The organism is Arthrobacter sp. FW306-1B-G06A (assembly GCF_058781765.1).
Map to the genome: position 1 here is coordinate 69,660 of NZ_JBYSXB010000017.1, position 25,876 is coordinate 95,535.

Below are 25,876 nucleotides of genomic sequence, written 5' to 3' on the forward strand. Positions count from 1 at the left end.
CCTCGGCTAGCATGGCCCGGAGAGCACCCCTCGGTACCCCGAAAGGCTCTCCTATGTCAGCACCCACGTTCCAGCCGTCCCATTCCGCCGTCACGGCACGGCTCCGTTCTGCCGGTTGCGTCTTCGCCGAAGAAGAGGCCCGGCTCCTGATCGCCGCGGCGCACGCTCCCGAGGAGCTTGACTGCCTGGTGGAACAACGCGTCTCGGGTTTACCCCTTGAATACCTCCTGGGCTGGGCAGAGTTCTGCGGCCAACACATCGCCGTGGACCCTGGCGTCTTCGTCCCCCGGCGCCGCACGGAGTACCTCGTCCAGGCGGCGGCCCGCCTCGCCCGGCCGGGCGCCGTCGTCGTCGATCTTTGCTGTGGTTCGGGTGCCGTCGGCGCCGCTTTGCTTGCCGCGGCGGGCGGCATCGAGCTTCACGCGGCCGACGTCGACCCCTCTGCGGTCCGCTGCGCCCGCCGTAACCTCGGCCCGGTGGGCGGCCAGGTGCACGAAGGCGATCTCTATTCGGCGCTGCCGGACGCTCTTCGCGGCCGGGTTGACGTCCTAGTGGCCAACGCTCCCTACGTCCCCACGGACTCGATCGGGATGATGCCGCCAGAGGCCCGGCTGCATGAACCGCGGGTGGCGCTCGACGGCGGCTCGGATGGTTTGGATGTGCAGCGCAGGATCGCTGGGGAGGCTCCGTTGTGGCTGGCTCCCGGTGGTCGGCTGCTGATCGAAACGAGCGTCCGGCAGGCCGCGACGACGGCGGCCCTGTTCGAGGACGCCGGGCTGTCCGCGCGGGTGGTCCATTCTGGAGAATTCGATGCCACGGTGGTGTTGGGAAAACAACGGGCAATCCACCGGAAATGATCAGCAAACTGTGCGTTCCGGGGCCCTGAATCAAACAATTTGGTAACGCACCTCCGGAGCACGCCAAAATCCGCGTGATTCCGGGGCTGCAGGGGGTCCGCGGATGTCAGACATTTGTGCCCGAAAGGGTCCGGAATGGCCCCGAAATTCGGAGCCCAACTCTAAGATTGGGCGAATCTCGCGTAAAATTGAAACCCTGCCCAGAGCGGAGCAGCTGTATGTCGCAAGCAAATGATCTCCCTAGGAGAAACACAAATGCCCACAGACCGAAGCATCACCGACTCTTCAGCAGGCGCTAGGAACGCCGCTGCAACGAGCAAGAACGCACCACGCGGTGCCTCAAAATTGAAACTTCCAACACGCCGTCGACTCAAAGTATCCGACGTCAACGTCGTTGACCAGCCCATGCTGAAAAAAGCACTCGGCGGCACGATCGTCGGCAACACGATGGAATGGTACGACGTCGGCGTGTTCGGCTACCTCATCACCACGATGGGGCCGGTCTTCCTGCCCGAGGCGGACAAGTCCGTGCAGACCCTGTTCCTGCTGGGAACATTCGCCGCAACCTTCGTGGCACGCCCCCTCGGCGGCGTTGTCTTCGGGTGGTTGGGCGACAAGGTGGGCCGCCAGAAGGTGCTCGCCACAACACTCTTGCTGATGGCGGCAAGCACCTTCGCCGTCGGACTCCTGCCCGGTTACGCACAAATCGGTATCTGGGCAGCGGCACTGCTCGTCATCCTGAAGCTTGTCCAGGGTTTCTCCACCGGCGGCGAGTACGCCGGCGCCACCACGTTCGTGAGCGAGTACGCTCCGGACAAGCGCCGCGGTTTCTTCGCGAGCTTCTTGGACATGGGCTCCTACATCGGCTTCGCCCTTGGCGCGGCGCTCGTGTCCATCCTGCAGCTCACCATCGGCCAATCGGCCATGGAGGACTGGGGCTGGCGACTGCCCTTCCTCATTGCGGGTCCGCTCGGCGTCATCGCCGTGTACTTCCGTAGCAAGATCGAGGAATCACCCCAGTTCCAAGCCACTTTGGATGCCCAGGAAGCCCTCGCCGCGGACGCCGCAGCGGGCGACGCCGCGGTAGCCAAGGGTCCCATCGGCATCGTGAAGGCTTACTGGCGCCAGATCATCCTCGCCATGATCCTCGCCGCAGCCGCCAACACGGTGGGCTACATGCTGACTTCCTACATGCCCACGTACCTGACCGAGTCCAAGGGCTACGACCCCGTTCATGGCACGCTGCTGACCATCCCCGTTTTGGTCGTCATGTCAGTCTGCATCCCGTTGACGGGCAAGCTCTCCGACCGGATCGGCCGCCGGCCCGTCCTGTGGATCGGGGCCGTCAGCACGGTCGTGTTCGCTGTTCCGGCCTTCCTGCTGATCGGCATCGGCGACATTTGGTCCACGCTTGCCGGCCTGGCCCTGATCGCCTTCCCGGTCACGTTCTATATAGCCAACCTCGCCTCCGCGCTTCCGGCGCTGTTCCCGACCTCGAGCCGTTACGGGGGAATGGGCATCGCCTACAACTTCTCCGTAGCGATCTTCGGCGGCACCACGCCATTCATTGTCGCCGCCTTGATCCAAGGCACCGGCAACGACATGATGCCCGCGTATTACCTCATGGGAACGTCCGTGGTTGGCGCAATCGCCATCTACTTCCTGCGCGAATCCGCACAGCGGCCACTTCCGGGCTCCATGCCAAGCGTGGACACGCAGGCCGAAGCCCGCGAGCTGGTTGCCACCCAAGACACCAACCCGTTGATCGACCTCGACGAAATGCCGTTCGACGACGGGCCCCTCGTAGCGGCGGATCCGGACCGGGACCCGGTTCCGGCCTAGGCACACTGCCGGTCCAGACACAGGGCGGACGGGGCTGCGGGCGGCCCGCGTCTGCACAACAAGGCTGGTTATTTGTGGCGGTCCCGCCACAAATAACCAGCCTTGCCGCCGTTTAAGCCTTGCGGTCGGCTTTCTGCTCCTGCATCCGCTTTGCCTGCGCCTGGATCTTCGGGCCGTAGCCGCCGTTCAGGGCTGTGTCCCTGATGTGGGTTGCCTTGGCCACCCGGTCGCCGTCGGCTGCGTCCTTCAGCGCTTTCAGGTCCGCTTGCAGCGCGGCTGGAAGCTTCACGGCCAGTTTCGGGCGCTTGTCCAGGATGAACGTGGCGATCTTCGCGGCGCGTTGGCCGTAGTTCGGTTTGCTGCTGTCACCGTTCACGAAGAACCGCAGGGCCGCCGCGAGCGGATGCCGCGCGAGCGCCGTCTTGGCCGCCGCCGCTGTTGCAGTCCCGGCCGTCGCGGTGGGCTGGGAGGTGGCTGCCGCCGTCGTGCTCGGGCTACTTGAGGTAGCAGCGTTGGCGGCGATCACGCCGCCGCCCAGCAGGAGGCCTGCTGCGAGGACGCTGACGACGGCGGTGCGCGCTTTGGTACGCTTGCGCCCCTCAACGGGAGTGCTGGAGCTCGGGATGCTGTTGTTCATGGTCCGTGTCCTTTGTTCCGGCCGGTGGTCGATCCGCCGGCGCTCTTCACCACACTCTGGTCCGGCCGCATGAATTGATTGTTCGGCCAATGTTCGAGGAATGTAAAACCGTCCCCGGCGGCCGACGAGGACGCTCCACAGGCTTGATCCTTGCTGTTGAATGGACGCATGGAAGACAGCCGCGGATTGGTGCTGATTGCCGAGGATGAACGGGCAATTGCCGATATCCAGCGCCTCTATCTGGGCCGCGCGGGTTTCGGTGTACACGTTGAGCGGGACGGGGTGTCCGCGTTGGCACAGATCAAGCGACTCAAACCGGTCGCGGTGATTCTCGACGTCGGCCTGCCCGGTCTGGACGGGATCGAGCTTTGCAGGCAACTGCGGCAGGCAGAGGACTGGACGCCGGTACTGTTCGTCACGGCCCGGGATGAGGAGGTGGACCGCGTCCTTGGCCTGGAATTGGGCGCGGACGACTATCTCACCAAGCCGTTTTCGCCCTCCGAACTAGTGGCGCGGGTCAAGGCGGTCCTGCGCCGGACCGAAGGAACCCCACGTTCCAAACCGCTCGTGCTGGGCAGCGTCGAACTGGATCCGCTCAACCGGACCGCACGCGCGGGAACCGAGGAACTCACCCTGACGGCCACCGAATTCGACCTCCTCGCGTACCTCATGGCGCAGCCTGGCCGGGTCTTTTCCCGGGAGCAGCTCCTGTCCGCCGTGTGGGGGCAGGCCAGTTATGCCGCCGGGCGGACAGTGGATGTGCACATCGCGCAGCTCCGTGCCAAGCTCGGCGAGCACTCCCCCATCGCGACGAGCCGCGGCGTCGGCTATTCGGCCGCGCCTCCCCATTCGTCCGTGCTCCGTCCCGGCGCCGGAGGAGCCACGTGAGGCGCTGGTTCGGCACACTGGCCGGACGCACGACGGCGGTGATCGCCGCCGTCGCGACCGTCGCCGTCGTACTTGCCGGCCTTCTGGCGGCGCAGCTGGTCAACGCCACGGCGGTGGACGAAGCCAAGAAGTACCTCGCGGTCGAGGCCGATTCCCTCAGCAAGCAGTCAAGCCTTGGGAGCCTGCAGGACCTGCGCACAGATTTGCTCACGCACGGCGCGAGGCTCGCGCAAATCAGCACCGACGGCCGCGTGACAGGCGGCGGGGCGAGGCTGGTGGATGCGAAGACCGTCGCGGAGGTATTGACCGGAAAGTCGGTCTCGACGTCGGTGAACGGTCCACAAAACACCGTGGTCCTCGAGGCCCGGCCCTTGGCGGCCGGCGGAGGCGTGGTGCTGGCGCAGCCCGTGTCCGAAATCCGCGCGGCCGCGGCTCCCCTCCTGAGCCGCATGCTGATTGCCCTCGCGGTCTGCCTGGCGTTCGCCATCGTCGCCGGTGGCCTGTTGGCGCAATGGTTGAGCCGGCCGCTGGTGCGTACGGCGCATTCGGCCCATCGGCTCGCAGCCGGAGAACGATCCGTGGCCGTAGCACCCGGCGGCCCGGCCGAAGTGGTGGAGGTGTCGCAGGCGCTGGCGGCCCTCGACGCCGCGCTCCGTACCAGCGAGGGCCGCCAACGCGAGTTCCTGCTCTCCATTTCGCACGAAATCCGGACACCACTTACCGCGCTGCGGGGCTACGCCGAAGCGCTTGCCGATGGCGTGGTCAGCGGAGACGACGTGAGCGGGGTCGGACGGACGCTCGTGGCCGAAACCAACCGCCTGGACCGTTTTGTCCGCGATCTCCTGGAATTGGCACGGCTTGAGTCCGATGATTTCCGCGTGGAACTCCAGCCTGTGGACGCATCCTTGATCCTGCGCGAGAGTTGGCAGGCCTGGCAAGCGGTGTGCGTCCAGAACGGAATTGCCGGTCGGCTCGAACTGCCTTCCGGGCCATTGCCGGTCCGCAGCGATGGCCAGCGCCTGCGCCAAGTGGTGGACGGCTTGCTGGAAAACGCGCTGCGCGTGACCCCTGAAAGCGCTCCCGTTGTGCTCGCCGCTTACCTTTCCGGCAACGGACTCACCGTTGAAGTGCGCGACGGCGGCCCTGGCCTCACGGAGGCGGATGCCTCCGTCGCGTTCGAACGCGGTGCGCTCTTTGCCAGATACAGCGGAGAACGGCCGGTTGGAAGCGGACTCGGTTTGTCCATCGCGGCAAGGATCGTGCAGCGGATGGGCGGTCGCATCAGTGTGCGTGCGGCGCGTGAGGGCGGCGCGGCATTTGTCGTGGAGTTGCCCGGCATTCCCGCGGGCCCCCGTCAAACGTAGACTCTGCGCATGGCTGATGTTCCGGTGGGTTCGCTGCACCACGTAGAAATTTGGGTACCCCACATCAGCCGGGCGCAGGAAGAATGGGGCTGGCTGCTGGCCGAACTGGGCTACGAACAATTCCAGGAGTGGCCCGAGGGCTGCAGTTGGAAACTCGGAGGCACGTACATCGTGATCGAACAGTCCGCGGCCCTCACGGGAAGCACGCACCGCAGGACGGAGCCCGGGCTCAACCACCTCGCCTTCCATGCCGGCACCAGGGAGAACGTGGACCGGCTCCGGGAGCTCGGCGCGGACTCGGGCTGGTACGAGATGTTCGAGAGCAAATATCCCCACGCCGGCGGGCCCGGCCACTACGCCGCCTATCTGGTGAATACCGACGGCTACGAGGTAGAGCTGGTGGCCGGCTGATCAGCCGTCTGCGGCAGTGGGGCTGAATTCGGAATCGTCTTGTTGATCTTTCCCGGAGTTACGGGCATCGGTGCGGAAGATCCAGTATTTGTAGAGGAAGAAATTCCAGGTCATTGTCGAAACCGTGGCCACTACTTTTCCACCCGCATAGGTGAGGGCGAGGCTATCGAAAAGATTGACGATGATGTCCGTTGCGAAGACGTTGAAAACGACTAGGAGGCCGTAGCGGAACATGCTGACGTGCTGCCGGTTATTGGACTGGAAAGTATATGAGCGCTGGACGAAATAGTTGAAGACGAGGCTCGCGAGGAAAGCAGCTGGCGTGGCAAACCACAGGTCAACTCCAAAGCCTTCGTGCAATAGAACCAGCAGGCCAAGATCAATGGCGAAGGAGAGCCCTCCCACGATCAAGAATTTCAAGAGGTGGCTACGGTGGACAAAGCCCACCAAGCGCGTCACTTGAGCACGCGGGTCTAGCGCCACTGTTAGCACCCCAAAATCGTCAATGTCATATAAACTGCGGCTTCCGGCGGAGACAGCCTCGCCTCAGCGACCGCAAGGCTCGATCAATCATAACGGCTCCGGTTCCAGCGAAACGCCGCGCATCGAACCGCCAAACCGTGCCGATGGCCTGTTTCGAACGGCTTCAGGCGGTCTCGTCCAGCCGGGTTGTTGGCGACCGGGTGCGATAACGTATCAGGACGATGGTTACCAATTCTCCAGCCCTGCCAAGCGCAGCACGCAGGCCGGGCGCACTGCCCACATTGCGGTTCACGTTCATTGCGTTCCCCATCATTGCCGTGCTTTCCATGATTTGGGTGTTCGCCTCACCCCTGATGTCAGTGCCCGACGAGCCGGCCCACACCATCAAAGCCGCGGCAGTCGCCCGTGGTGAGCTCACGGGAAGCTCAACAGGCAAGCAGGGCGAGCAGACTATTGTCACGGTTCCGAGATACATTTCCACCATCAGCGCCCAAGGTTGCTTCGCTTTCAAAATCGCCATGACGCCTGCGTGCGCACCTCCACTCGACCCCGCAGCGAGGGACCTCGTGCAAGCCCAAACGAGCGCGGGCAATTACAACCCGATGTACTACGCGATGGTCGGCCTTCCCTCACGGTTCATGGCGGGCGAGCCCGCGATCTACCTGATGCGCCTGATCAGTGCCCTGATCTGCTCAGTGTTCCTTGCGGCCACCATCGGCGCTGCGGCGTCATTGCGCCGTCGCTTCTGGCCAATGGCGAGCTGCCTGGTTTCCATCACGCCGATGGTGCTTTTTCTCAACGGCTCGATCAATCCCAACGCGCTTGAAGTGGTTACGACTTCTGCCTTGTTTCTCAACCTATGCGTCGTTCTCGAGAATTACCGGAATCTCAAGAACGTTCGGACAAGCATCGTTATTGTCGGGATTTCCGGAGCCGTTTTGGCCAATACCCGCGCTCTTTCGTTGCTCTGGCTGGCGGTGGCGGTAGTTTCAGCCGTGTTGATTTTCGGAATAAAGCCGATGGTCGCCGTCGTGAAGAACCGATTGGGCCTGGCCATGACCGCGCTCATCGGCCTTGGTTGCGCTGCCAGTCTCGCCTGGCTGGTCGCGGCCAATAGCCTGAGCAGCCTGACGGGTACCCCCAGTGATGTGACACCGGACCAGGCCTTCGTCACGATGCTGGACCGCTCATTCGACTATGCGTCCGGCTATATCGGAATCATGGGCTGGCTCGACACCGGCGCACCCGCCGCGGTCTACGCCTTCTGGCACTTTGCCTTTGCGGCCGTCATCATCGGCGGCCTCACCGCACGGCCTCTGCGGGCCCGGCCCGCAGTCTGGATCCTGCTTGTCGCTGTATTGATCCTGCCGCCCATCCTTCAGGCCCAGGTAATACAGCAAATTGGCTACATCTGGCAGGGCAGATACTTGCTGGCCCTGTTTGTCTTGCTTCTGCTCGCCTGCGGAGTGGCCATGCGCATGCGCCCGACACCACGGGGACCATGGGCGCGTTCCCTGTCTCCGTGGCTCTTTGCCGGAGCCGTTGGCGTACACGTTTACCTCTTTGTGTTTGTCCTCCGGCGGTACACGATAGGTCTCCAAACCCATACGAACTGGACGGAAATGTTCGATCCGCTGTGGCAGCCGCCCTTCACTTGGGAAGGGCTGACAACCGCATACCTCCTGGTACTTGTTGCGGGTGCAGTCATCTCACACAGGATCCTCTTTCCGCGCATCCCGCGTTTTCCCCGGAATGTTGAGCGCAGCGAAGCCGAACTCATCACTACCTAGCGCACGGACCCCCCATCCGGGTCAGTCGAGGATGCGACAGGGGAGCTTGACGCCTTTGATCGACCAATCCGTCGGGGCGATCGGAACGATCTGCTCCGGTTCGGCCCCGGGCGTCCGGCATGCCGCTCGGGCCTGCTCGAGATGGTCCGCCCAGATTGGTCCGAACTCGCGCCCCACGGCCACGGGGAAGAAGTAGACGAGCATCAGCACGGCCAAAACGCCGAGCACCGCCGGCCGTGCAGAGCGCCCCAGAACCTCGCCCAGAAGCGGCAAGAGTGCGAGCAGGAACATGGACGGCGCAACAGCGTACCGCCCGAGGTGCAAGGCGTTCCAGCCGGCGTCGTCGAAAGCGGCGTAGTCGAGGAACGGCCGGAAGTTCAGGGCCACGGCTGCGCACGCTATGACGACCGAGCCGCCCAGGAACGCGCCTGCGGCAACCCTCTCGCGCGTTCCACCCCGAACAAGGATGAGCGCGGTCGCTGCAAGGAAGAGGACCCCCGCCAGCACCACGGGCACCCAACCGAAACGGACTACCACGCGGGATATCTGTCCGGCGGTACCGAACATTACGGCGGACGGGCCGTCGACGAACCACCCGTATACGACCGATAGCCAATTCACCGGCGGTGCGGCCGGGTTTTCGCGCGGGAACGCCAGCGTCGTGAAAACCTGCGCCCCAACGCCAACAAGGAGGGCTAGCCTCGGACCCCAAAGGCGTGCGTCCCGCAGCCTGTAGAGAAAAAGGGGGACGAACACTGCGGCCTGTATTTCCGTAAGGCCCACGAGCAGCGCCGCAACTGTCAGGAGGACACCCTCGGCCCATGTCCGGGGCCGTTTCAAAAGGAGCCACGGCGCCAAGTACAGGAAGTACCAATGCAGGTTTGCGAGGTTTCCGAGAGCTTCCTCCGGGCTGGCAGCGACCAAGACGGGCACCGCTGCGAACCCAAGCCGGACCCAGGTATTACTGGACAGCGCGGACGAGCAGTGGAACACGAGCGCGGCCACGCCGCCCACGATCAGGCACGCCGCCACGGTCACCGCGATCGCCCACGCGTCCACAGGAAGCAGTCTTACGACCAGCCACGCCACCCCGCGGGGCACGACGTGGAGGTAGCCCTGGTAGGGGGCGAAGATGCCCCGGAGGCCTGCGTCCTTGAGCACGTCATTGATGAAGATCCCGCCATCTTCGGCCCACAGGGTTCCGATAGCCGGGCCCGGGAGCCGCGCCAGCGAAATCAGTGTCGAGACCAGGACGATCGACGCGTACACCACAGGGTTCCGCGAGCGGACAGTAGGAGCGAAAAAGGCGCGACGGCGCACGGTCAGGACAGCCAAGCGGGGACCCCCAAAAGAAAATTGCAGACAGGAGGCCGATTCTACATCCTCAGCGCTTAACGCTTAGTTCCTGTTGAGGTTCGGGTTGTTGTACCTTCAACGCCGGCCTCTTCAGCTTCATCGCCGGGCGCTCTACAAAGTAGTAAGTCAAGGTGGACAAGGACAGTGTGATGGCCAGGACGAGGAGCCCGTTGAGCGGCAAGGCGAGAGTGTTTTGGCCGAACGTCCGGTGATGCCCCATTAGCCAAAAAATGACGGGCAGATGCCAGAGATAGATGCTGTAACTCATGACGCCCGTGAAGCGGAATGGCAACCATTCGAGAACACGGGCCGTCCGATTCAGGTCGTCTCCCCGGGATGACGGTAATACGACTGCGAGCAATACCAACGCCGCAGCCACCCCGGAGACCGTGGAAATTACGGGTCGGGCGAATTCAAGGGCCAGGAGCTCGATCAGCGCCGCGACCAGGACTAGTGCTGCCTTGACCCGGGTCTGCACCCGCTCCACGCCGCGTTCGTGGATCACGACCACTGCCACGGCGGCGAGCATTCCGTATCCAAAGAGATCCGCCTGCGCAAGGAAGCTCCGAAGGAAGACTGCACTGCCAGTCTGCCCGAAGCCGAAGTTCGCCGCATCGATCGGGCTCATTCGGCTTGCCGCGTCACTGGCCCAAAGCGTAATGCCCAGGCCGACGATGACCATGGCAAGCGGCGCGCACACCAAGGCGGCAGTCTTCCTCGATCCTTTTCGAATCCTCCACAGGGCAAGAAAGGCCACCAAGGGCAGAACAAAATAGAAGGTGATCTCAGCCGTCAATGACCACGACACCGGCAGGCCGCTCATGACGTACTCCGGAATGAACATGTGAACAAGAAGTACGTTGGCTGCGATCTTGAGGGGATCCGTGAGCCTGCCGATGTTTTCCGGGCCGAACCCGTGAGTGCTGCCGTGAAGGTACACGGAACCGACGAAGAGTCCGGTGACAACGAAGATCACGATGTACGCGGGATAAATCCGCAGCAGCCTGTTGTATGCATAGCGGCGGATGGACGGCAGCTGCCTGCCCTGCACGATCGCGGAAACGAAGGGCCTGTACAACAGGAAGCCGGAGAGGACGAAGAACAGGGTGAGGCCCTGGTTGCAAAGCGAAAAGAGAATTTCCAAGGGCCCGGTCTGCACTTGGAATGATGTCGTCAAAGCAAGGTGGTAAACCATCACCGATAGGGCCGCAATGCCTCGGAGGCCTTCGATTCCGGCAAGGCGACGACCCCACGATGGACGTACGGTAATGGTGTCCTGCACGGGCGGTTCCCCTCAAAAGGCGGCTGCGTGATCCTGTGGGAGCTTACAGGATTCACTCAGCTGTGGTTCACTCGAGCGGAATATTGCCGCGCAAAACAATCAGGTTCGGGCCGCCTCACTCAGTTCCCGGACCTGGGTTCTGCAGCCTGTCCTTGAGTGCCGCGGTATCCACGCCCAGGTTATGGAGCAGGACGGCGGCCGGATCCGGTTCGCGCCGCTCCAGCAGTGCGAGCAAGAGGTGCCGCGTGCTGATCCTGCGGGCCTTCTCCCGGGTGGTCAGCATCAGTGAGTCCTGAATGACTGAGCGGGCGGCCGAGGTGAAGGTAGTCCGGCTGCTTCCCTTCGGCGCATTCAGCGGGCCGAAGTCCCCCAGCGTCACGCCAACGGCTTCCAGCGCCTGCTGGTCGAGGGCATCGAGCTGGGCGCGGGCGGATTCGAGGTCCGTTTCCAACGTCCGGCAGCTCCCGGGGTCGTGAAGCAATCCCAGCAGCAAATGGTCCGTGCCGATTCTCCGGTCTCCACGGCGTTTGGCTTCCTCGGCGCCGGCATGGACAGCGGTCCTGGCTTCGCCGGCAAATCGTTCAAACATGGCAGACTCACTTTCCGTATTTGGCGTGGACCGACTGCTTGGAGACGCCCAAGGCATCACCTATTTGCTCCCAGGACCAACCGTGCTCCCGCGCGAGGGCCACGTTGGTGGCCTCCACCTTCTCAGCCAAGCGATGCAGGGCACCAACGGCGCGGAGCCCGATTACCGGGTCCGTCGCCGGGATGTGGGAAGTCAGCTCATCACCATTCATGCTGTCAGTTTGGACTGACGGCACAGGCCTGTCAATGCAGACTGACAGAATCTTCCTGTCCGCGGATCGGCCTGACGCGCCGCCGCATGGCGATCCTGGGCCAACGACTCAGGCCCACCAAGCCCTCGCATTCGAGGATGCCCCGGAGTCCATCGTCCAACAGCTCCGGGCCCAGCTCCTCGAAACCCAGCCTGCGATAGTAGGGCGCATTCCACGGAACATCCCGGAAAGTGGTCAGGGTCAGCCACTCCAAGCCCTGGGCCTGAGCCCACTTTTCGGCAACATCGAGCAGCTCGCTCCCCAGACCTTGCCGCGCATGCGACGGATGGACGCTCAATTGCTCCACGTGCGCATTGCCGTCGAGGTGCTCAATCAGAAGATAGGCCACGGGAACATCTGACGTGTCGGCGAAGACCAAGGCACCCCCGCGCGCCTGGTAGAGAGCCATTTCCGTGACGGTCAATGGCTCGTCATCTGCGATGGCGTCCATTCCACAGGAGCGGAAGATCTCCCCCGCGGCGAACTCGATCCCCCGGAGCCGTTCCAGTTCGTCCGCGCGGGCCGTCCTGATCATGCGGCGGCACCGTTGCGGGCAAGGTATTCGTTGCGCTTTTCGATGAGGTTCCGCAGGTATCGCCCGAGGAAGGCCTTCTCCGCAATCCGGCCCACAACGCCGAAAGGCGCCGCGAACTCGACGCGATCGATCATGAGCGTGCCGCCGTCGTCGGGAATGAACTCGTGCATGTGCCGGAAGAAGCGAAAGGGGCCACGCACTTGCTCGTCCGTAAACGATTCAGGGAATCGAAACCGGGTGATGCGGCTGCTCATTCGCAGGAATACAGCGAAATGCCAGGCCTGCCAGGTGACCTCGTCGCCTTCCGAGAGCAGTCCGGACACGACGCCGGCAACCGCACGTTCCCGGGACTTGGCCATGGAGCCGACGTGCGCGTCGACATTGCGGGAGAGATCGAAGAGCTCCCCGGGTTCCATTCCGATATGCGTACGGCATGTGAACGACACAGTCATGCTTCGATCCTGCCACCGTTTCAAAACACCCGTCGACCCAACTAGCTCGCAGTTAATGCCGCTATGAGGGCTCAAAACGACATCTACTGCGAGTCAGTTGAGTGGCGACTAGTTGGAGGGGAAGTTGTACGAAGCTCCTGAGGCGTGGGTCGATTCAGGCCAGCGGGAGGTGATGACCTTGCCGCGGGTGTAGAAGGACACGCCTTCGGGTCCGTAGATGTGCTTGTCCCCGAAGAGCGATGCCTTCCAGCCGCCGAAGGAGTAGTACGCCACCGGAACGGGCAGCGGCACATTGATGCCGATCATTCCAACGTCCACTGAACGTTGGAACTTCCTGGCGGACGCTCCCGAGGAGGTGAAGATCGCGGTGCCGTTGCCATAGGGATTGGCGTTGATGAGCCTGATGCCTTCATCCAGGTCCTCCACGCGCACAACCACCAGGACAGGCCCGAAGATCTCCTCCTGGTAAGCGCTCATTTCGGTCTTGACGTGGTCGATCACGGTGGGGCCAACCCAGAAGCCTTCCTCATGCCCGGGAACCACCAAGTCCCTGCCGTCCACGACCATCGCGGCGCCGGCCTGTTCTGCTTCTGTCACCGTCTTGACGATGAACTCACGGGATTCGGGGCTGATCACGGGACCCATGTCCGCGTCTGCGTCGGTGCCGTTCTTGACCTTGACGTCGAGGGCACGCTCTTCGACCTTCTTGACCAGCAGATCGGCGGCATCGCCGACGGCCACCGCAACAGAGATTGCCATGCACCGCTGACCGGCGGAACCGAACGCGGCTGCGGCCAGGTGGTCGGCGGCGTTGTCGAGGTCGGCGTCGGGCATGATGATTGCGTGGTTCTTCGCCCCGCCCAAAGCCTGGACCCGCTTGCCGTGCGCCGTCGCCACTTCAAGGATGTGCTTGGCAACGGGGGTGGAACCCACGAAGGAGATGGCGTCCACGTCCGGGTGCGTCAGGAGCCCGGAGATGACATCGCGGTCTCCGTGGAGGACCTGGAAGACGCCGTCCGGCAGCCCGGCGTCCTGGAACAGCTTGGCCAGCAGCATCGCGGCCGAAGGAACGCGGTGCGAAGGCTTGAGGATGAACGCGTTGCCTGTCGCGATCGCCATCGGCGCCATCCAGAGCGGCACCATGACCGGGAAGTTGAAGGGCGTAATGCCCGCGACGACGCCGACTGGCTCGCGGAAGGAGAAAACATCAATCCCGGTGGAGACCTGGTCCGAGTACTCACCCTTGAGCAACTGCGGGATGCCGCAAGCGAACTCGATAACCTCCAAGCCACGGCCGATCTCGCCCTTGGCGTCGTTGAGGACCTTGCCGTGTTCGGCGGTGATCAGGGCCGCGAGTTCGTCCACGTGGGAAGCGACGAGCTCGCGGAACTTGAACAGCACGGCAGTGCGCTTGGCCAGCGAAATGTCGCCCCAGCTTGCAGCAGCCTTCTTTGCGGCGGCGACGGTGGCGTCCAAATCAGCCAGGTTGGCCAGGCGAAGCTCGGCCGTCACGGCACCTGTGGCCGGGTTGTAGACGGGCTTGGTACCCGTTCCGCTGCCCGCAGTCTCGGCTCCGCTGATGAAGTGGTTGATGATGGTCATTACTGCTCCTGTAGTAGGTGGTGCTCCACGGCATGTACGTCGTTGACATCCCGCGGCAAGCCGGTGGCGAGTGATTCCTGGAGCGCCAGGCGGACGGCCAGGTTCTGTTCGGTCAATTCCCTCTGGACGAGTTCGGGTCCGGAGTTACGCACCCACGCACTGAACCGCTCGATTTCGGTCTTGAACGGGTCTTCCCCGATGTCGACAGACTCGCTCCGGCCATCGCGGAAGGACACGGTAACGCGGGCAATTTCGCCCGGATCTGGGTCGAAGGCCTTGTCCAGGGTGATGTGGCCTTTCGTGCCGATGATCTGGAACGTGTTGGTGCGCGGGCCTTCGAAGCCGCAGTCCAGTGTTCCCAGGACGTCCCCATAGTCCAGGATCGCGGCCATGGTCGTTTCCACCGGGTCCGTGCGGCTTGTGCCTTTGCCGTAGACGGTTTGCGGCGCGCGGCCCATGACCATGTTCATGATGTCGACGGCGTAGCATCCGACGTCGTTGAGCGCACCTCCGTCCATTCCCGGCTGGAGGCGGACCTCGCCTTCGCTTCGGTCCATGACGAAATGGAAGCGGGCGTGCATGGACACCAACTCGCCGATCTTGCCCGAGTCGATGAACTCACGGACCTTCTGGTGCTGGGGGTGGAAGCGGTACATGAACGCTTCCATCAGGTTCACCCCGTTGCGTTCGCAGGCTTCCAGCACCCGGCGGTAGTCGTGGGTGTTGGCGACGAGCGGCTTCTCGCAAAGGATGTCCTTTCCAGCCTCGGCGGCCGCAACAATCCAGTCGGCGTGCAGCGAGTTGGGGAAGGGCAGGTAGACGGCTTCGATGCTTGGATCGGCGAGCAATTCCTCGTGGGAAGAATAGGCGGCGGGGATACCGAAGCGCTCTGCGACTTCGGCGGCCTTTCCGTTCGGGCTGCTGATGGCCGACGCCACGGCGTTCCGGGCGCGGCTCATGGCGGGCAGGAACCTGCCCTGGGCGATCCGTGCCGTGGTCAGCACTCCCCAGCGGACCGCGCTCATCGCTCGATTTCCGTTTCGAGTTGACGCAGGAAGGCCACGGACTGCCGGACATCCCGGACCGGGCCGTCGTCGGTGGGTTCGGTTTCGAGGATGGTGTCTTGCTCCATGGTGAACCAGCCTTCGTAGCCGGCATCCAGCAGGTCCCGGACGATTCCGGCAATGCCGACGTCGCCTTGACCCAGCGGTACGTACATCCCTGCCTTGACGCCGTCGGTGTACGAAATCTCCCCGGCCTGGACCCGCTGCGCGACGGCGGTTCGCACGTCCTTCAGGTGGGTGTGGCCGATGCGGGCAGCGTAGCCGCGGACGAGCAAGGCCGGATCGGTGCCGCCGATGAGCAGGTGGCCCGTGTCGAGGCACAGGTTTGCCGCGGTGTCGTTCAAAACCCGGTCAACATCCGAGGTGCTTTCGATCATGGTTCCCACGTGCGGGTGGACCACCGCCTGGATGCCTTTGTCAGCGGCGGCTTTGACCACGGCGTCGAGGTTCCTGCCGAACAGCTCCCAGCCTTCGGCGTCGAGCTCGTGGCGCTGGTCGTAGCCTGCGACGCCGGTCTCCGCGGCGAGGACCATGACGCTGGCCCCGGCTGCTTCGTACGCGTCCAGCTCAGCCGACACGACATCCAAGGGGTTCTTGGACGGATCGTGCAGGATGACTGGGAAGAATCCGCCGATGGCCTGGAGGTTGTGCCGCTTCAGCACCTCCGCGCGTTGGGTGGCCTGCTCGGGGAGGAAGCCGGCGGGGCCGAACTCGGTGGCGCTGATGCCCAGGGCGGTCATTTCGGACAAGACCCTGTCGGCCTCGAGCTGGTGGCCCCATCCGGGGACTTCACAGACGCCCCAGGAGATGGGTGCTGCGGCAAGGCGCTTGGTGATGGTGCTCAATCTGATCCTCCGTATACGTTTTGGTCCCAGTCGATGACCGAGCCTGTGACAACACCGCTCCTGTCGGAGAGGAGAAAGACAATGAATTCGGCGATCTCGTCCACTTGCCCGAGCTTTCCCATGGGGACGGATGCGTTGGCCTTTTCGAGCCAGTCCTCCCCTGCGCCGTGGAATTTCTTCTGGGTTTCGGCTTCGCCGTCCGTGGCGGTCCAGCCGATGTCCAGCCCGTTGATGCGGATCTTGTCCCAACGGTGCGCATGCGCCGCATTGCGGGTCGCCCCGGCCAGGCCGGCCTTGGCGGCCACATACGGCGCCAAATACGGCTGCCCGCCAAGTTCAGCGATGGAGATGACGTTCACGATGCTTCCTGGCACACCCCTGCTACAAAGATGCTTGATGGTTTCGGCCATGATGAAGAATGGCGATTTCAGGTTCACCGCGATGTGCGCGTCAAAAAGCTCGGGCGTGGTGTCCAGCATGGTGCCGCGGGTGGTCAGGCCGGCCGCATTGACCGCGCAGTCGAGTTGCCCGAAGACGTTGATCGTCTCAAGCACCGAGTTCCGGGCCTGTTCGACGTCGGCGAGGTCGGTCTTGATGAACCGGGTCTCGATGCCGGAAGCTGTGAGCTCCGCGGCGAGCCGTTCACCTGAGTCCGCGTTCCGCCCGGTGACCGCGATGCCGGCCGCACCTTCGGCAGCTGCGCGTCGTGCGACGCCGGCCCCCAAACCTTGGGTACCTCCGCTGATGAGGATCACTTTGTCTTGGAGAAGTGGCATGGCTACGGCTGCCCGATCTTGACTGCGTTCTCGACCTTGACTGAGTTCTCGATCCTGACTGCGCGGCCCGAACCGGCGGACTCCTCGGCCGCGTTGGCCAGGGCTAGCGCCTGCAGGCCGTCGTCGAATCCTGGACTGCAGGCAGTGCCCGAGCGGATGGCCCTGGCGAAACTGTCCAACTCGTTCCGGTAGGCCTCGGCGTAACGCTCAAGGAAGAACGGCAGGTAGGCGTCCGCCTCTTCGGCGCCGGCCGCACCATACTTGCGCACCGTCGTCGGGGCCACGTTGTTCGCGTTGAGCATCCCTTCGCTGCCGAACGCCTCCAGTCGCTGGTCGTAGCCGTAGGCGCTGTGGCGGGAGTTGGTGATGGTGACAAGTTCGCCGTCGCGACCCCTCAGGGTGATGACCACGGAGTCGAAGTCACCGGCTTCCTCGATGTAGTCGCAGAACACGTTGGCGCCCGCGGCCGACACCTCGACGATGTCCGGCACGAAGAACCTGGCCATGTCCAGGTCGTGGATGCTCATGTCCCGGAAGATCCCTCCCGAGGTGGCAATGTAGGCGGCCGGGGCCGGCGCGGGGTCGCGGCTGATGATGGTCAGCTGTTCGAGGCGGCCGATCTCGCCCGCCACAACACGGCGCTGGATGGCCGCGAAGTTGGGATCGAAGCGCCTGTTGAACCCGAGCATAAGGGGAGTGTTGTTTCCCTTGATCACGTCGCGGCATGCGAGCGCACGGTCAATGTCGAGGTCGATTGGCTTCTCGCAGAGGGCCGCCACGCCTTGCGCCATGGCACGCGAGATCAGCTCGACGTGCGTGCTGGTGGGCGAGCCGATCACGACGGCGTCAAGGTCACCGTTCGCGAAGACCTCGTCGGCAGTCTCGACGGCGATGGCTCCGCTCCCGGCCGCCAACGTGCGGGCCCCTTCGATGAAGGGATCGGCGATCCAGGCCAATTCCAGGTCCGGGTGGGCCGCGATGTTCCGGGCGTGGACTTGCCCGATACGGCCCGATCCGAACAGCGCGACTTTGAGGGGTCGATCAGTGGACATGTGCAGTGGTCCTTTCTAGTGGGCTGCCCGGAAAAGACCGGGGCCTTGGCTTGGTTCTGGAGAGTTGAAGGGGACATGCTCAACTGAGGGACCGGTCATGGCCCGGCCACCGCCGCGGGCGCCCGGCCGGCGAGGACGTCCACCGCACCCTGGGCGGCGTCCCTGACGGTGTGCGCCATGCCTTGACGTGTGAAGCCCATCAAGTGCGGAGTCAGGACCACGTTTTCGTGGTCGAACAGCGGGTGGTGCGCGGGCGGCTCGGGATCGTACACATCCAGGCCTAGACCGGACAGGTGTCCCGACTGCAGTGCCTCGTGGGCGGCGTCGAGGTCGATGAGGCCGCCACGGCTGCAGTTGATGAGGACCGCCCCGGGCCTCATGGCTTTGAGGCGGTCCGCGTTGATGAGGTTCTGGTTTTCGGGTGTCAGGGGCACGTGGAGGGTAGTGAAGTCACTGCCCTCAAGGAGCTCCTCTACGGTGTCGCACCGGATTTCCGGGGGAACCTCCGCGAACGGATCATAGGCGAGGACCTTGAGCTCGAAGGCTTCGGCGATCCGCGCCACCCGGCGGCCAATGCGGCCGTATCCGATGATGCCTAGCGTGAATCCCTCGAGGTCTCCGACGCCGACGGCGGCCCGCTGCTCCCAGCGTCCCTCGCGGACCAGGGCGGTCAGCGGAGAGAGCTTCTTGACCAGGGCGAGCAGGTGGGCGAACACGCCTTCGGCCACCGAGGCGGTGTTGCTCCCGGGCGTGATGACCACCGGAATTCCCCGTCGATTGGCCTCGGCGACGTCCACGAGCTCGGTTCCCACGCCGGTCCTGGCGATGACTTTGAGGGCCGGCATGCGGTCCAACAGTTCCCGGTCCACGCGGTAGGCGGCCCTGACAATTGCCGCGTCGGCGTTCGCCAGATCGGCGTCGGTGGGGTCCTGGATGAGTCGCTGGTGCTCGGACAGGAGCGGTTCCACCAGGTCGGGCTCAACGCTGCCGAGAGCGACGAAGATTTGGGGTGTGGTTATGGAAGCCATCGTCATCCTTGAAGATGTGGAGGTATGGGGCTGCGCCGAAAACGGCGTAGTTACGAGGTGTTAGAGGCCTCGGTTTTAAAGGCCCAGGAGGCTGGACTTCCGCACGACCAAGTGGGGCGTGACGGAATGGTGGACGAAGCCGCTGCCTTCACCATGGATGCGTTCCAGGAGGGTCTTGGCCCCTGTGACGCCAATGGTGGAGCTGTCCGGGTCAACGGTGGTCAGTCCCAGGCGCGGCATTGCACCGAGCGCGATGTTGTCATAACCGGTGACAGCTATTTCGACGCCGCGTTCATCGGCAGCGGTCATGGCACCAAAAGCGGCGAGGTCGTTGATGCAGGCCAGCGCCGTGGGGCGCTGGTGCGTGGAGCGGGAACCAAGCGCCCTTTGGGCGGCAACATAGCCGGACTCCTGGAAGAAGTCGGCGTCGACCACGCGGATATAACGGGCCAGACCGTGCTCTTCCATTGCCGCCGAATACCCGTCCACGCGTTCGCGGCCAACCGAGCCACCCAGGCCGCCAAGGTGCACGATGTTCTCGTGTCCCTGGGCGATCAGGTGCTCAACAACCATGGACATGCCGAGGGCATCGTCGCTCCGCACGATATCGGCGGTATCGATGTAGTCCGGTCCGCCACCTGCAAAGACCACAGCCCCGCCGGAAACGGCACGGCTGAACGGTGCTTTGTCAGGCACGGTTCCGACGACGAGCAGGCCCGCGACCCGCAAGTCCCGGAAGGCCTGGAGGATGGACTGGTCCACTCCCCTGCCCGCCGCGGTGACCGCACTGAAGAGGACGGTGTGCCCGGCCTCTTCAAGTACGGTCCGTGCGGCGTCTGCGACGTCAAAGGCCCACGGGTTGTGCATGTCGCTGACCAGCACACCGATGGTTCCGCTGTCCCGTGTTGCCAGGGACCGGGCTGCGAGGTTCAACTCGAAGCCCATCTCTTCAACAGCCTTGAGCACCCGCTGGCGGCGTTCGTCGCTGACGCGCGGTGAGTCGCGCAGCACGAGGGAGACCAAGGACTTGGAAACGCCGGCGCGTTCTGCCACGTCCATGATCGTCGGCCGCCGGGCGGATGGAGGTGCCATGGTTATGCCCGCGCTGCCGTGGTGCCGTGGATTTCCTCGATCTTCTGCCATTGACCTGACAGCGAGGACGCTTCGGCGGCGCTGACAATGGCAGCGGCCGATGCGGCGTCGTGGATGTTGGAGTTTTCCTGTGCTCCTCCAGTGACGGCGACCAGGAACTTCTTGGCTTCGATGACCTTGAGGTCGTCAAAACCCATGCTGTTGCCGGGCCCGGGCTGGAAGTGAGCGTAATCGCCGTGACGGGGACTGGCGTTGACCGTGGTGTAGCCTTGCTCGTCGTTGTTGCGGCCCAGGCAGACCTTGAGTTCGTTCATGCGCTCGAAGTCCCATTTGAGCGAGCCTTCGGTCCCGTAGACTTCGATCTGGTAACCGCATTCGGGTCCAACGGCAACGCGCGAGGATTCGATGGTGCCGACGGCGCCTGCCCCGCGGGCGGACGGGCCGAAGCGGACCAGCGCTGCAGCGTAATCCTCATTCTCGACCTCTCCCATTTCACCGTTTTCGATCACCGCGAAGTGCGTCCCTGACCCCATCGCCAGCTTGGGGCGCTGCGTGTAGACCGTGCTTGTGAGCGCGGTTACCTCGGCGATGGGCCCAACTACATATTGGCACAGGTCGGTTGCGTGGCTGAACAAGTCCGCCAGCACGCCGGTGCCGGCGAGTTTCCGGTCAAAGCGCCAGGACAAAGCGCCGTTGGGCTCGGAAGCGTATCCGGAGAAGAACACTGCGCGGACGTTCGTGATGCGCCCAAGGCGCCCGTCCGCGATGAGCTTCCTGGCGTGCTCCACGGCCGGGGCGTGGCGGTAGTTGTAGCCGATGGAGGTCACGACGCCGGCCTCCACGGCGGCTTCCTGCACGGCTACGGTTTCTTCGTAGCCGCGTCCAACAGGCTTTTCGATCCAGAAGTGCTTGCCGGCTTTGGCAGCCGCGATGCCGATTTCGGCATGCAGGAAGTTGGGGGCGCAGATGGAAACGACATCGACGTCCGAGTGGTTCAGGACATCGTGGTAGTCGGTGGTTCCTTCCGCGAAGCCGAGGACATCGCGGGCGTAGTCCACCCGGTCCGGCGCTGTGTCCGCCGCGATGACGAGCTTGGTGGTCAAGCCAAGCTCGGGGTAGGCGTAGGGGACCGTCTGGTAAGCGCGCGAGTGGAGCTTTCCCATCCATCCGACGCTGATAAGGCCTACACCGACTGTGCGGGATTCTGGGCTCACGTTCATGCCTTTCTCGTTGAAAATTCTTGTCAGTTGCGGGCGGTGTCGAAGGCGTCCCGGAACGCCGCCGCCATGATGGTGGAGTCCGAGCCGATGGCCACGAAACGGAAGCCCTGGCGGACGTACTTGGCCGCAGCCATACCGTCCACCGCGAGGATGCCGGCAGCTTTGTTGTGCAGTTGCGCGGCCGCGACTACCCGTTGGAGGGCCTCCTGGAAGACATTGCTGTCCAGTTGCATCGGGACACCCAAAGCGAAGGACATGTCCATCGGTCCGACGAAAAGGACATCCACGCCGCCCTGCGCCGCGATCTCCTCCACGTGCCCCAGCGCGTCGAGAGTCTCGATCTGGACGATTCCCACGGCTGACTGCTGGTCTGCGGTCAACGGAGCCCGGTCCATGCCCCAGCGGCACGCGCGGTTGTACGTTGCCACGCCGCGGTCGCCGTACGGCGGATACAGCATGTGCTTCACGGTTTGGCCGGCTTCCTCCACGGAATTCAGGCGGGGAACCATGATGCCCGCTGCGCCTTGATCCAGGACCCGGCCGATGCGTATCCTTTCTCCGCTCTCCACGCGAACAAGGGTGGGGACGCCGTAGCTTCCGGCCGCGAGGACACCGTCGCGGACCGCATCCTCACCGCCGGAACCGTGCTCAAGATCGACGAGCACCCAGTCCGCGCCGGCAGCGGCGCACACTTCCACCGCGGTTGCGGAAGCCATGCCAACGAAGGTTCCCAGGGTCACGTCTCCGGCGGCCAAGCGGCGCCGCAGCCGACCGCCGTCGAGCGGTCCGCCGTCGTAGTTGCCGCCGCTCGAGGCGCTCATCCGAACCACCGCTGGCGGCCCTTTGCCTGCTCGTAGTCCGAGCGCAATGAACGGACCCATTCCTGTCCGGACACTTCCGCGGGAGCTACGTCCCACCAGACGTCGCCGCCAGGCAGGTCGACATGGGGAACGGTGGGCACCACGATCACGACGGGTCCTTGGGTATCGCGCGTGGAGGCCAGCGCTTCCCGGACCTCTGCCGCCGTGGTGGCCCGGATGGCGAGGGCGCCTAGGCCTTCGGCGATCTGCCGGAGGTCCACCTTGAGGTAGTCGCCGTCCAGCCGCGCCTTCGGGGCGTCGTCGACGGCGACGCTTCCGCCGGTGGTGCGGTAGCGGAATTCGTTGCCGAATTCGCGTCCCATGCGGTTCATCTGCAGGCGGTGGATGACCTGATAGCCATGGTTCTCTGAGACAACAACCGTGACGTTGAGGCCTTCCTGGGCCGCGGTGAGGATTTCCGTGGGTGCCATGAGGAACGTGCCATCACCGATGAAGGTGACCACGCGGTTGTCGTTGTTGCCCTCGGCCAGGCGGACGCCCATGCCGGCCGCGATTTCGTAACCCATGCAGGAGAAACCGAATTCCAGGTGGCAATTGCGGTTGCCCGTGGCATCCCAGACCTTTTGCAGGTCACCGGGAGGTCCTCCGGCCGCGGCGATGATGGTGTCGCCGGAGCGGGCGTGCTCCTGCATGAGTCCGATCAGCTGTGGCTGGGTCAGGACGGCTCCCGTGACCGGCGCGTCCGGGTGGTCTTCCGGGCGGTAGGGCGTGTCGGCGTCGAGCCATTGGGACCGGATCGGGGCCCACTTCGCCTTCTCGGAATGGACTGTTTCCTGCCAGTTTTCAGCGGTGCTGTGGCCCTCCAGTGCCCGGGCAAGTGCCTCCATGCCCAAGCGGGCGTCCGCGAGGATGCCGGTGGCGCCTTGCTTGCGGGTATCGGCGTCCACGATGTTCAAGGACGCGAATCGGACGTCCGGGTTTTCGAAGATCGATTGGGAGCCGGTGGCGAAGTCGGTGAGGCGCGTGCCGACGCTGAGGACCAGGTCGGCTTGCTTGACCAGGGTGTTGGACGCGAAGTTGCCCTCGAGCCCGACGCCGCCCACTTGCCACCATTCGTCCTTGGTCACGGCGCCCTTGCCGCCGAAGGTCTCGACGACGGGAATTCCGACCTGGCCTGCCAGCGCCTCGAGCGCCGCGTGGGCGTCGGAGTAGTGGATGCCGCCGCCGGCGATAATCACGGGACGCTCGGCCGAACGGATAAGCCGGGCGACGTCGTCGACCTCTTCCAGGTCCGGAAGCGGACGCCGGATCTTCCAATCGCGCGGCTCGAAGAATTCTGCCGGGAAGTCGTAGGCGTGCGACTGCACGTCCTGGGGCAGCGAAATAACCACGGCTCCCGTATCCGTGGGGCTCGTGAGCACGCGCATTGCCTGCGGAAGGGCGGTCAGGAGCTGCTCCGGGCGGTTGATCCTGTCGAAGAAGCGCGACACGGGGCGGAACGCATCGTTGACCGTGGCATCTGCCTCGGTGGGGTGCTCCAGTTGCTGCAGCACAGGGCCCTGGTGCCGCGTGGCGTAGGTGTCACCGGGCAGGAGCAGGAGCGGGACCCTGTTGACCGTTGCCAGGCCGGCGGCGGTCACGAGGTTGAGCGCGCCCGGGCCGATGGACGCCGTGACGGCGAGGACTGCCTGCCGGCGGCTCGCCTTGGCATATGCGGTGGAGATATGCGCCAGGTACTGCTCGTGCCGGCCTTGGATGAAGGGCATGTCGTCGGCCAGTTCGTCCAGTGCCTGGCCGAGGCCTGCCACGTTGCCGTGGCCGAAGATGCCTAGGGCGGCGGGGACCAAGCGGCGGCGGACGCCGTCGGCGAGCGAATACTGTGCCGAGAGGTACTTGATGACCGCTTGGGCCGTGGTGAGCCTGATGGTCTGCGATGGTGTGGTGGTCATTGCCTTATTCCCGTTGTCGTCGTTACCAGGGGCGCCCGTGCAGGACGACCGTCTTCTCTTCGGTCATTTCCTGGACAGCAGAGCGGACGCCTTCCTTGCCGATTCCGCTGCCTTTCAAGCCGCCGTAGGGCATGAGGTCGGCCCGCCATAGCGGCGACCAGTTGATGTGGATGTTGCCGGCGTCGATCTGCCGCATGGCCTGTACCGCACCGGCGACGTCGCTCGTGAAGATTCCCGCGCCGAGTCCGTACTCGTTGTCGTTGGCCATCGCGATGGCGCTTTCCATGTCCGGCGCGGAGGAGACCGCGACGGCGGGCCCGAACAGTTCGTTCCGGCTCAGCGGCGACCGGGGGTCGACGCCGGCAACGACGGCGGGAGTCACCACGGCGCCGTCACGGTCACCGCCGGTGAGGACACGGGCGCCGGAATGGCGGGCCTCGAGGATCGAGGTGTGGACGCGTGAGGCTTCCTCTTCGGAGATCAGCGAGCCAAGGCGCGTATCCTCTTCCTTGGGGTTGCCCACGGCGATCGCTTCGACCTTCGGGACCAGCGCGTCCAGGAAGTCTTTCTCGACGCGGCGGTCAACGATGACCCGCTGCACCGAAATGCACACCTGGCCTGCGTTGACGTAGCCGCCAGCCGCCACCGCAGTGGAGGCGAGTTCGAGGTCGGCGTCCGGCAGGATGATTACCGGGCACGAAGCGCCCAACTCAAGGGACAGCTTCTTCACGCCCGCGATCGAGCTGATGCGCGTTCCGATGCTGGTGGAGCCTGTGAAGGACACCTTGCGGACCCGCGGGTCCGTCACCAGCACGTCGCCCAGGGAGCTGCCGGGCCCGGTGATCACGGACAGCGCCTCGGGCGGCAGGCCGGCGTCGACGAAGCACTGCGCCAGCTTCAGCGCCGTCAGCGGCGTTGCGCGGGCCGGTTTAAGGACGACGGCGTTACCGGCTGCCAGCGCGGGTGCAATTTTGTGCAACACCAGCAGGGCCGGGTAGTTGAACGGCGTGATGGCGACGACGATGCCCACAGGCTGCCGCAACGTGAAGCCGATCTTGTCCAAACCCGTCCCGGCGTTTGCGTCCAAAGGAAGCGTGGAGCCGTACAGCTGGCTCCCTTCGTAGGCGGCGAGGCGGATGATGTTCCCCGAGCGACTGGCCTCGCCCCGAGCTTCCGTGATGGGCTTGCCGGATTCGGCGCTAATAGTCTGGGCAATGTCCTCGGCACGTTCATCCGCCAGGGCGGCCGCGCGCAGGAGGATATCGACACGCACGTGGGCCGGTGTTGTCCTTTGCAGGTGGGCGCCGATTTCGGCCCGGTCAAGGGCGGCTTGGGCGTCCTTGACCGTCGCTACGGGGACTGTGTCGATCGTCCGTCCGTCGAAGGGCGAGCGGACTTCCTCGGTCCTTCCGTCGGCGGCGCCGCGCCAGTTTCCGGCTATTAGCATTTCCATGGTTGCTCCATCAGGTTGTAAACGTTCGCGCTTAGTGGCGCTTGGTGTTGCCTTCGTATGCGGCGTCGGTGACTTCGGCGACTTCGGCTTGGACTTCCTTGAGGGCCTGGGTGTGTCCGCCGAGTTGTTCGAGTTCGTGGGCGAGTTCGGCCAGTTCCGCACCGCCGGCCATCTGGGCGGTGAGTTCGTCCAGGGTGATGTCCTTCTTGTCGTAGTAGCCGATGGACTTGCCGCGCTT

The 25,876-nt window shown here is 64.3% G+C and carries 25 protein-coding genes and 1 pseudogene; 6 read left to right on the forward strand and 20 right to left on the reverse strand.

Annotation, left to right across the window (positions count from 1 at the left end; all coding sequences use genetic code 11):
- The first annotated feature begins 53 nt into the window (after positions 1-53).
- Both AC3WJM_RS10885 and AC3WJM_RS10890 read left to right on the forward strand, forming a co-directional pair.
- Positions 54-857, forward strand: a complete 804-nt coding sequence (locus AC3WJM_RS10885) for a putative protein N(5)-glutamine methyltransferase (RefSeq protein WP_307053863.1) — start codon at positions 54-56, stop codon at positions 855-857.
- A 255-nt stretch (positions 858-1,112) separates the two neighbouring features.
- On the forward strand, positions 1,113-2,699 hold the full coding sequence (locus AC3WJM_RS10890) for an MFS transporter (protein WP_059388399.1): 1,587 nt from the start codon (positions 1,113-1,115) through the stop codon (positions 2,697-2,699).
- 112 nt (positions 2,700-2,811) lie between these two features.
- Here AC3WJM_RS10890 and AC3WJM_RS10895 read toward each other — a convergent pair whose 3' ends face one another.
- Entirely contained in the window at positions 2,812-3,336 is a 525-nt protein-coding gene (locus tag AC3WJM_RS10895) for a hypothetical protein (protein WP_492271877.1), read from the reverse strand.
- Between the two features lie 168 nt (positions 3,337-3,504).
- On the opposite strand from AC3WJM_RS10895, the gene AC3WJM_RS10900 reads away from it, so the two are divergent.
- Genes AC3WJM_RS10900 through AC3WJM_RS10910 form a run of 3 tightly spaced genes read left to right on the forward strand, consistent with a single transcriptional unit; the run spans position 3,505 to position 5,999 of the window.
- Positions 3,505-4,224, forward strand: a complete 720-nt coding sequence (locus tag AC3WJM_RS10900) for a response regulator transcription factor (protein WP_059388398.1) — start codon at positions 3,505-3,507, stop codon at positions 4,222-4,224.
- Positions 4,221-5,588, forward strand: coding sequence for a sensor histidine kinase (locus AC3WJM_RS10905; RefSeq protein WP_492271878.1), 1,368 nt, complete (start codon positions 4,221-4,223; stop codon positions 5,586-5,588). The genes AC3WJM_RS10900 and AC3WJM_RS10905 overlap by 4 nt, the downstream gene beginning before the upstream one ends.
- Positions 5,589-5,597: 9 nt before the next feature.
- Complete coding sequence (locus AC3WJM_RS10910; RefSeq protein ID WP_284990784.1) at positions 5,598-5,999, forward strand: VOC family protein; 402 nt, start codon at positions 5,598-5,600, stop codon at positions 5,997-5,999.
- Here AC3WJM_RS10910 and AC3WJM_RS10915 read toward each other — a convergent pair whose 3' ends face one another.
- A complete protein-coding gene (locus tag AC3WJM_RS10915) occupies positions 6,000-6,491 on the reverse strand; it encodes a GtrA family protein (RefSeq protein WP_492259288.1) in 492 nt (163 codons plus the stop codon).
- Between the two features lie 212 nt (positions 6,492-6,703).
- Here AC3WJM_RS10915 and AC3WJM_RS10920 point away from each other — a divergent pair, with 212 nt between their 5' ends.
- Positions 6,704-8,272 carry a DUF2142 domain-containing protein gene (locus AC3WJM_RS10920; RefSeq protein WP_306964453.1) on the forward strand — a complete coding sequence of 523 codons (1,569 nt, stop codon included), beginning with the start codon at positions 6,704-6,706 and terminating at the stop codon, positions 8,270-8,272.
- A gap of 21 nt (positions 8,273-8,293) precedes the next feature.
- Here AC3WJM_RS10920 and AC3WJM_RS10925 read toward each other — a convergent pair whose 3' ends face one another.
- From AC3WJM_RS10925 to AC3WJM_RS11010, 18 genes and pseudogenes are all read right to left on the reverse strand, one after another.
- Positions 8,294-9,607: a hypothetical protein gene (locus AC3WJM_RS10925; RefSeq protein ID WP_284990788.1), complete on the reverse strand. Its 1,314-nt coding sequence runs from the start codon at positions 9,605-9,607 to the stop codon at positions 8,294-8,296.
- Positions 9,608-9,656: 49 nt separating this feature from the next.
- Positions 9,657-10,910: an acyltransferase family protein gene (locus AC3WJM_RS10930; RefSeq protein ID WP_306964448.1), complete on the reverse strand. Its 1,254-nt coding sequence runs from the start codon at positions 10,908-10,910 to the stop codon at positions 9,657-9,659.
- A 115-nt stretch (positions 10,911-11,025) separates the two neighbouring features.
- Complete coding sequence (locus tag AC3WJM_RS10935; protein WP_059388391.1) at positions 11,026-11,499, reverse strand: Clp protease N-terminal domain-containing protein; 474 nt, start codon at positions 11,497-11,499, stop codon at positions 11,026-11,028.
- Between the two features lie 7 nt (positions 11,500-11,506).
- On the reverse strand, positions 11,507-11,710 hold the full coding sequence (locus AC3WJM_RS10940) for a hypothetical protein (protein WP_059388394.1): 204 nt from the start codon (positions 11,708-11,710) through the stop codon (positions 11,507-11,509).
- A 31-nt stretch (positions 11,711-11,741) separates the two neighbouring features.
- Positions 11,742-12,284 carry a GNAT family N-acetyltransferase gene (locus AC3WJM_RS10945; RefSeq protein ID WP_492271879.1) on the reverse strand — a complete coding sequence of 181 codons (543 nt, stop codon included), beginning with the start codon at positions 12,282-12,284 and terminating at the stop codon, positions 11,742-11,744.
- Entirely contained in the window at positions 12,281-12,736 is a 456-nt protein-coding gene (locus AC3WJM_RS10950; protein WP_492271880.1) for an SRPBCC family protein, read from the reverse strand. Before AC3WJM_RS10950 ends, AC3WJM_RS10945 begins: the two co-directional genes overlap by 4 nt.
- Before the next feature lie 108 nt (positions 12,737-12,844).
- Entirely contained in the window at positions 12,845-14,338 is a 1,494-nt protein-coding gene (locus AC3WJM_RS10955) for a CoA-acylating methylmalonate-semialdehyde dehydrogenase (RefSeq protein ID WP_306964439.1), read from the reverse strand.
- On the reverse strand, positions 14,338-15,363 hold the full coding sequence (locus tag AC3WJM_RS10960; protein ID WP_306964437.1) for a Gfo/Idh/MocA family protein: 1,026 nt from the start codon (positions 15,361-15,363) through the stop codon (positions 14,338-14,340). Before AC3WJM_RS10960 ends, AC3WJM_RS10955 begins: the two co-directional genes overlap by 1 nt.
- Positions 15,360-16,247 (reverse strand): sugar phosphate isomerase/epimerase family protein, encoded by an 888-nt coding sequence (locus tag AC3WJM_RS10965; RefSeq protein ID WP_441433395.1) that lies wholly within the window; start codon positions 16,245-16,247, stop codon positions 15,360-15,362. The genes AC3WJM_RS10960 and AC3WJM_RS10965 overlap by 4 nt, the downstream gene beginning before the upstream one ends.
- On the reverse strand, positions 16,244-17,023 hold the full coding sequence (locus tag AC3WJM_RS10970) for an SDR family oxidoreductase (protein WP_306964433.1): 780 nt from the start codon (positions 17,021-17,023) through the stop codon (positions 16,244-16,246). Before AC3WJM_RS10970 ends, AC3WJM_RS10965 begins: the two co-directional genes overlap by 4 nt.
- 2 nt (positions 17,024-17,025) lie before the next feature.
- Complete coding sequence (gene iolG / locus AC3WJM_RS10975; RefSeq protein WP_492271881.1) at positions 17,026-18,075, reverse strand: inositol 2-dehydrogenase; 1,050 nt, start codon at positions 18,073-18,075, stop codon at positions 17,026-17,028.
- 95 nt (positions 18,076-18,170) lie between these two features.
- Positions 18,171-19,103 carry a hydroxyacid dehydrogenase gene (locus tag AC3WJM_RS10980; RefSeq protein ID WP_492271882.1) on the reverse strand — a complete coding sequence of 311 codons (933 nt, stop codon included), beginning with the start codon at positions 19,101-19,103 and terminating at the stop codon, positions 18,171-18,173.
- A gap of 75 nt (positions 19,104-19,178) precedes the next feature.
- A complete protein-coding gene (locus tag AC3WJM_RS10985) occupies positions 19,179-20,195 on the reverse strand; it encodes a LacI family DNA-binding transcriptional regulator (RefSeq protein ID WP_306964426.1) in 1,017 nt (338 codons plus the stop codon).
- Between the two features lie 2 nt (positions 20,196-20,197).
- The gene (locus AC3WJM_RS10990) at positions 20,198-21,415 is read right to left on the reverse strand and encodes a Gfo/Idh/MocA family protein (RefSeq protein WP_492271883.1); all 1,218 of its coding nucleotides are present in this window, start codon (positions 21,413-21,415) and stop codon (positions 20,198-20,200) included.
- Positions 21,416-21,438: 23 nt separating this feature from the next.
- Positions 21,439-22,236: an HpcH/HpaI aldolase family protein gene (locus AC3WJM_RS10995; RefSeq protein ID WP_492271884.1), complete on the reverse strand. Its 798-nt coding sequence runs from the start codon at positions 22,234-22,236 to the stop codon at positions 21,439-21,441.
- Positions 22,233-24,185 carry a 3D-(3,5/4)-trihydroxycyclohexane-1,2-dione acylhydrolase (decyclizing) gene (gene iolD / locus AC3WJM_RS11000; RefSeq protein WP_492271885.1) on the reverse strand — a complete coding sequence of 651 codons (1,953 nt, stop codon included), beginning with the start codon at positions 24,183-24,185 and terminating at the stop codon, positions 22,233-22,235. The genes AC3WJM_RS10995 and iolD overlap by 4 nt, the downstream gene beginning before the upstream one ends.
- Positions 24,186-24,207: 22 nt before the next feature.
- Complete coding sequence (locus tag AC3WJM_RS11005; protein WP_492271886.1) at positions 24,208-25,638, reverse strand: aldehyde dehydrogenase family protein; 1,431 nt, start codon at positions 25,636-25,638, stop codon at positions 24,208-24,210.
- A gap of 31 nt (positions 25,639-25,669) precedes the next feature.
- Positions 25,670-25,876: pseudogene (locus tag AC3WJM_RS11010) on the reverse strand (sugar ABC transporter ATP-binding protein); the annotation flags it as partial.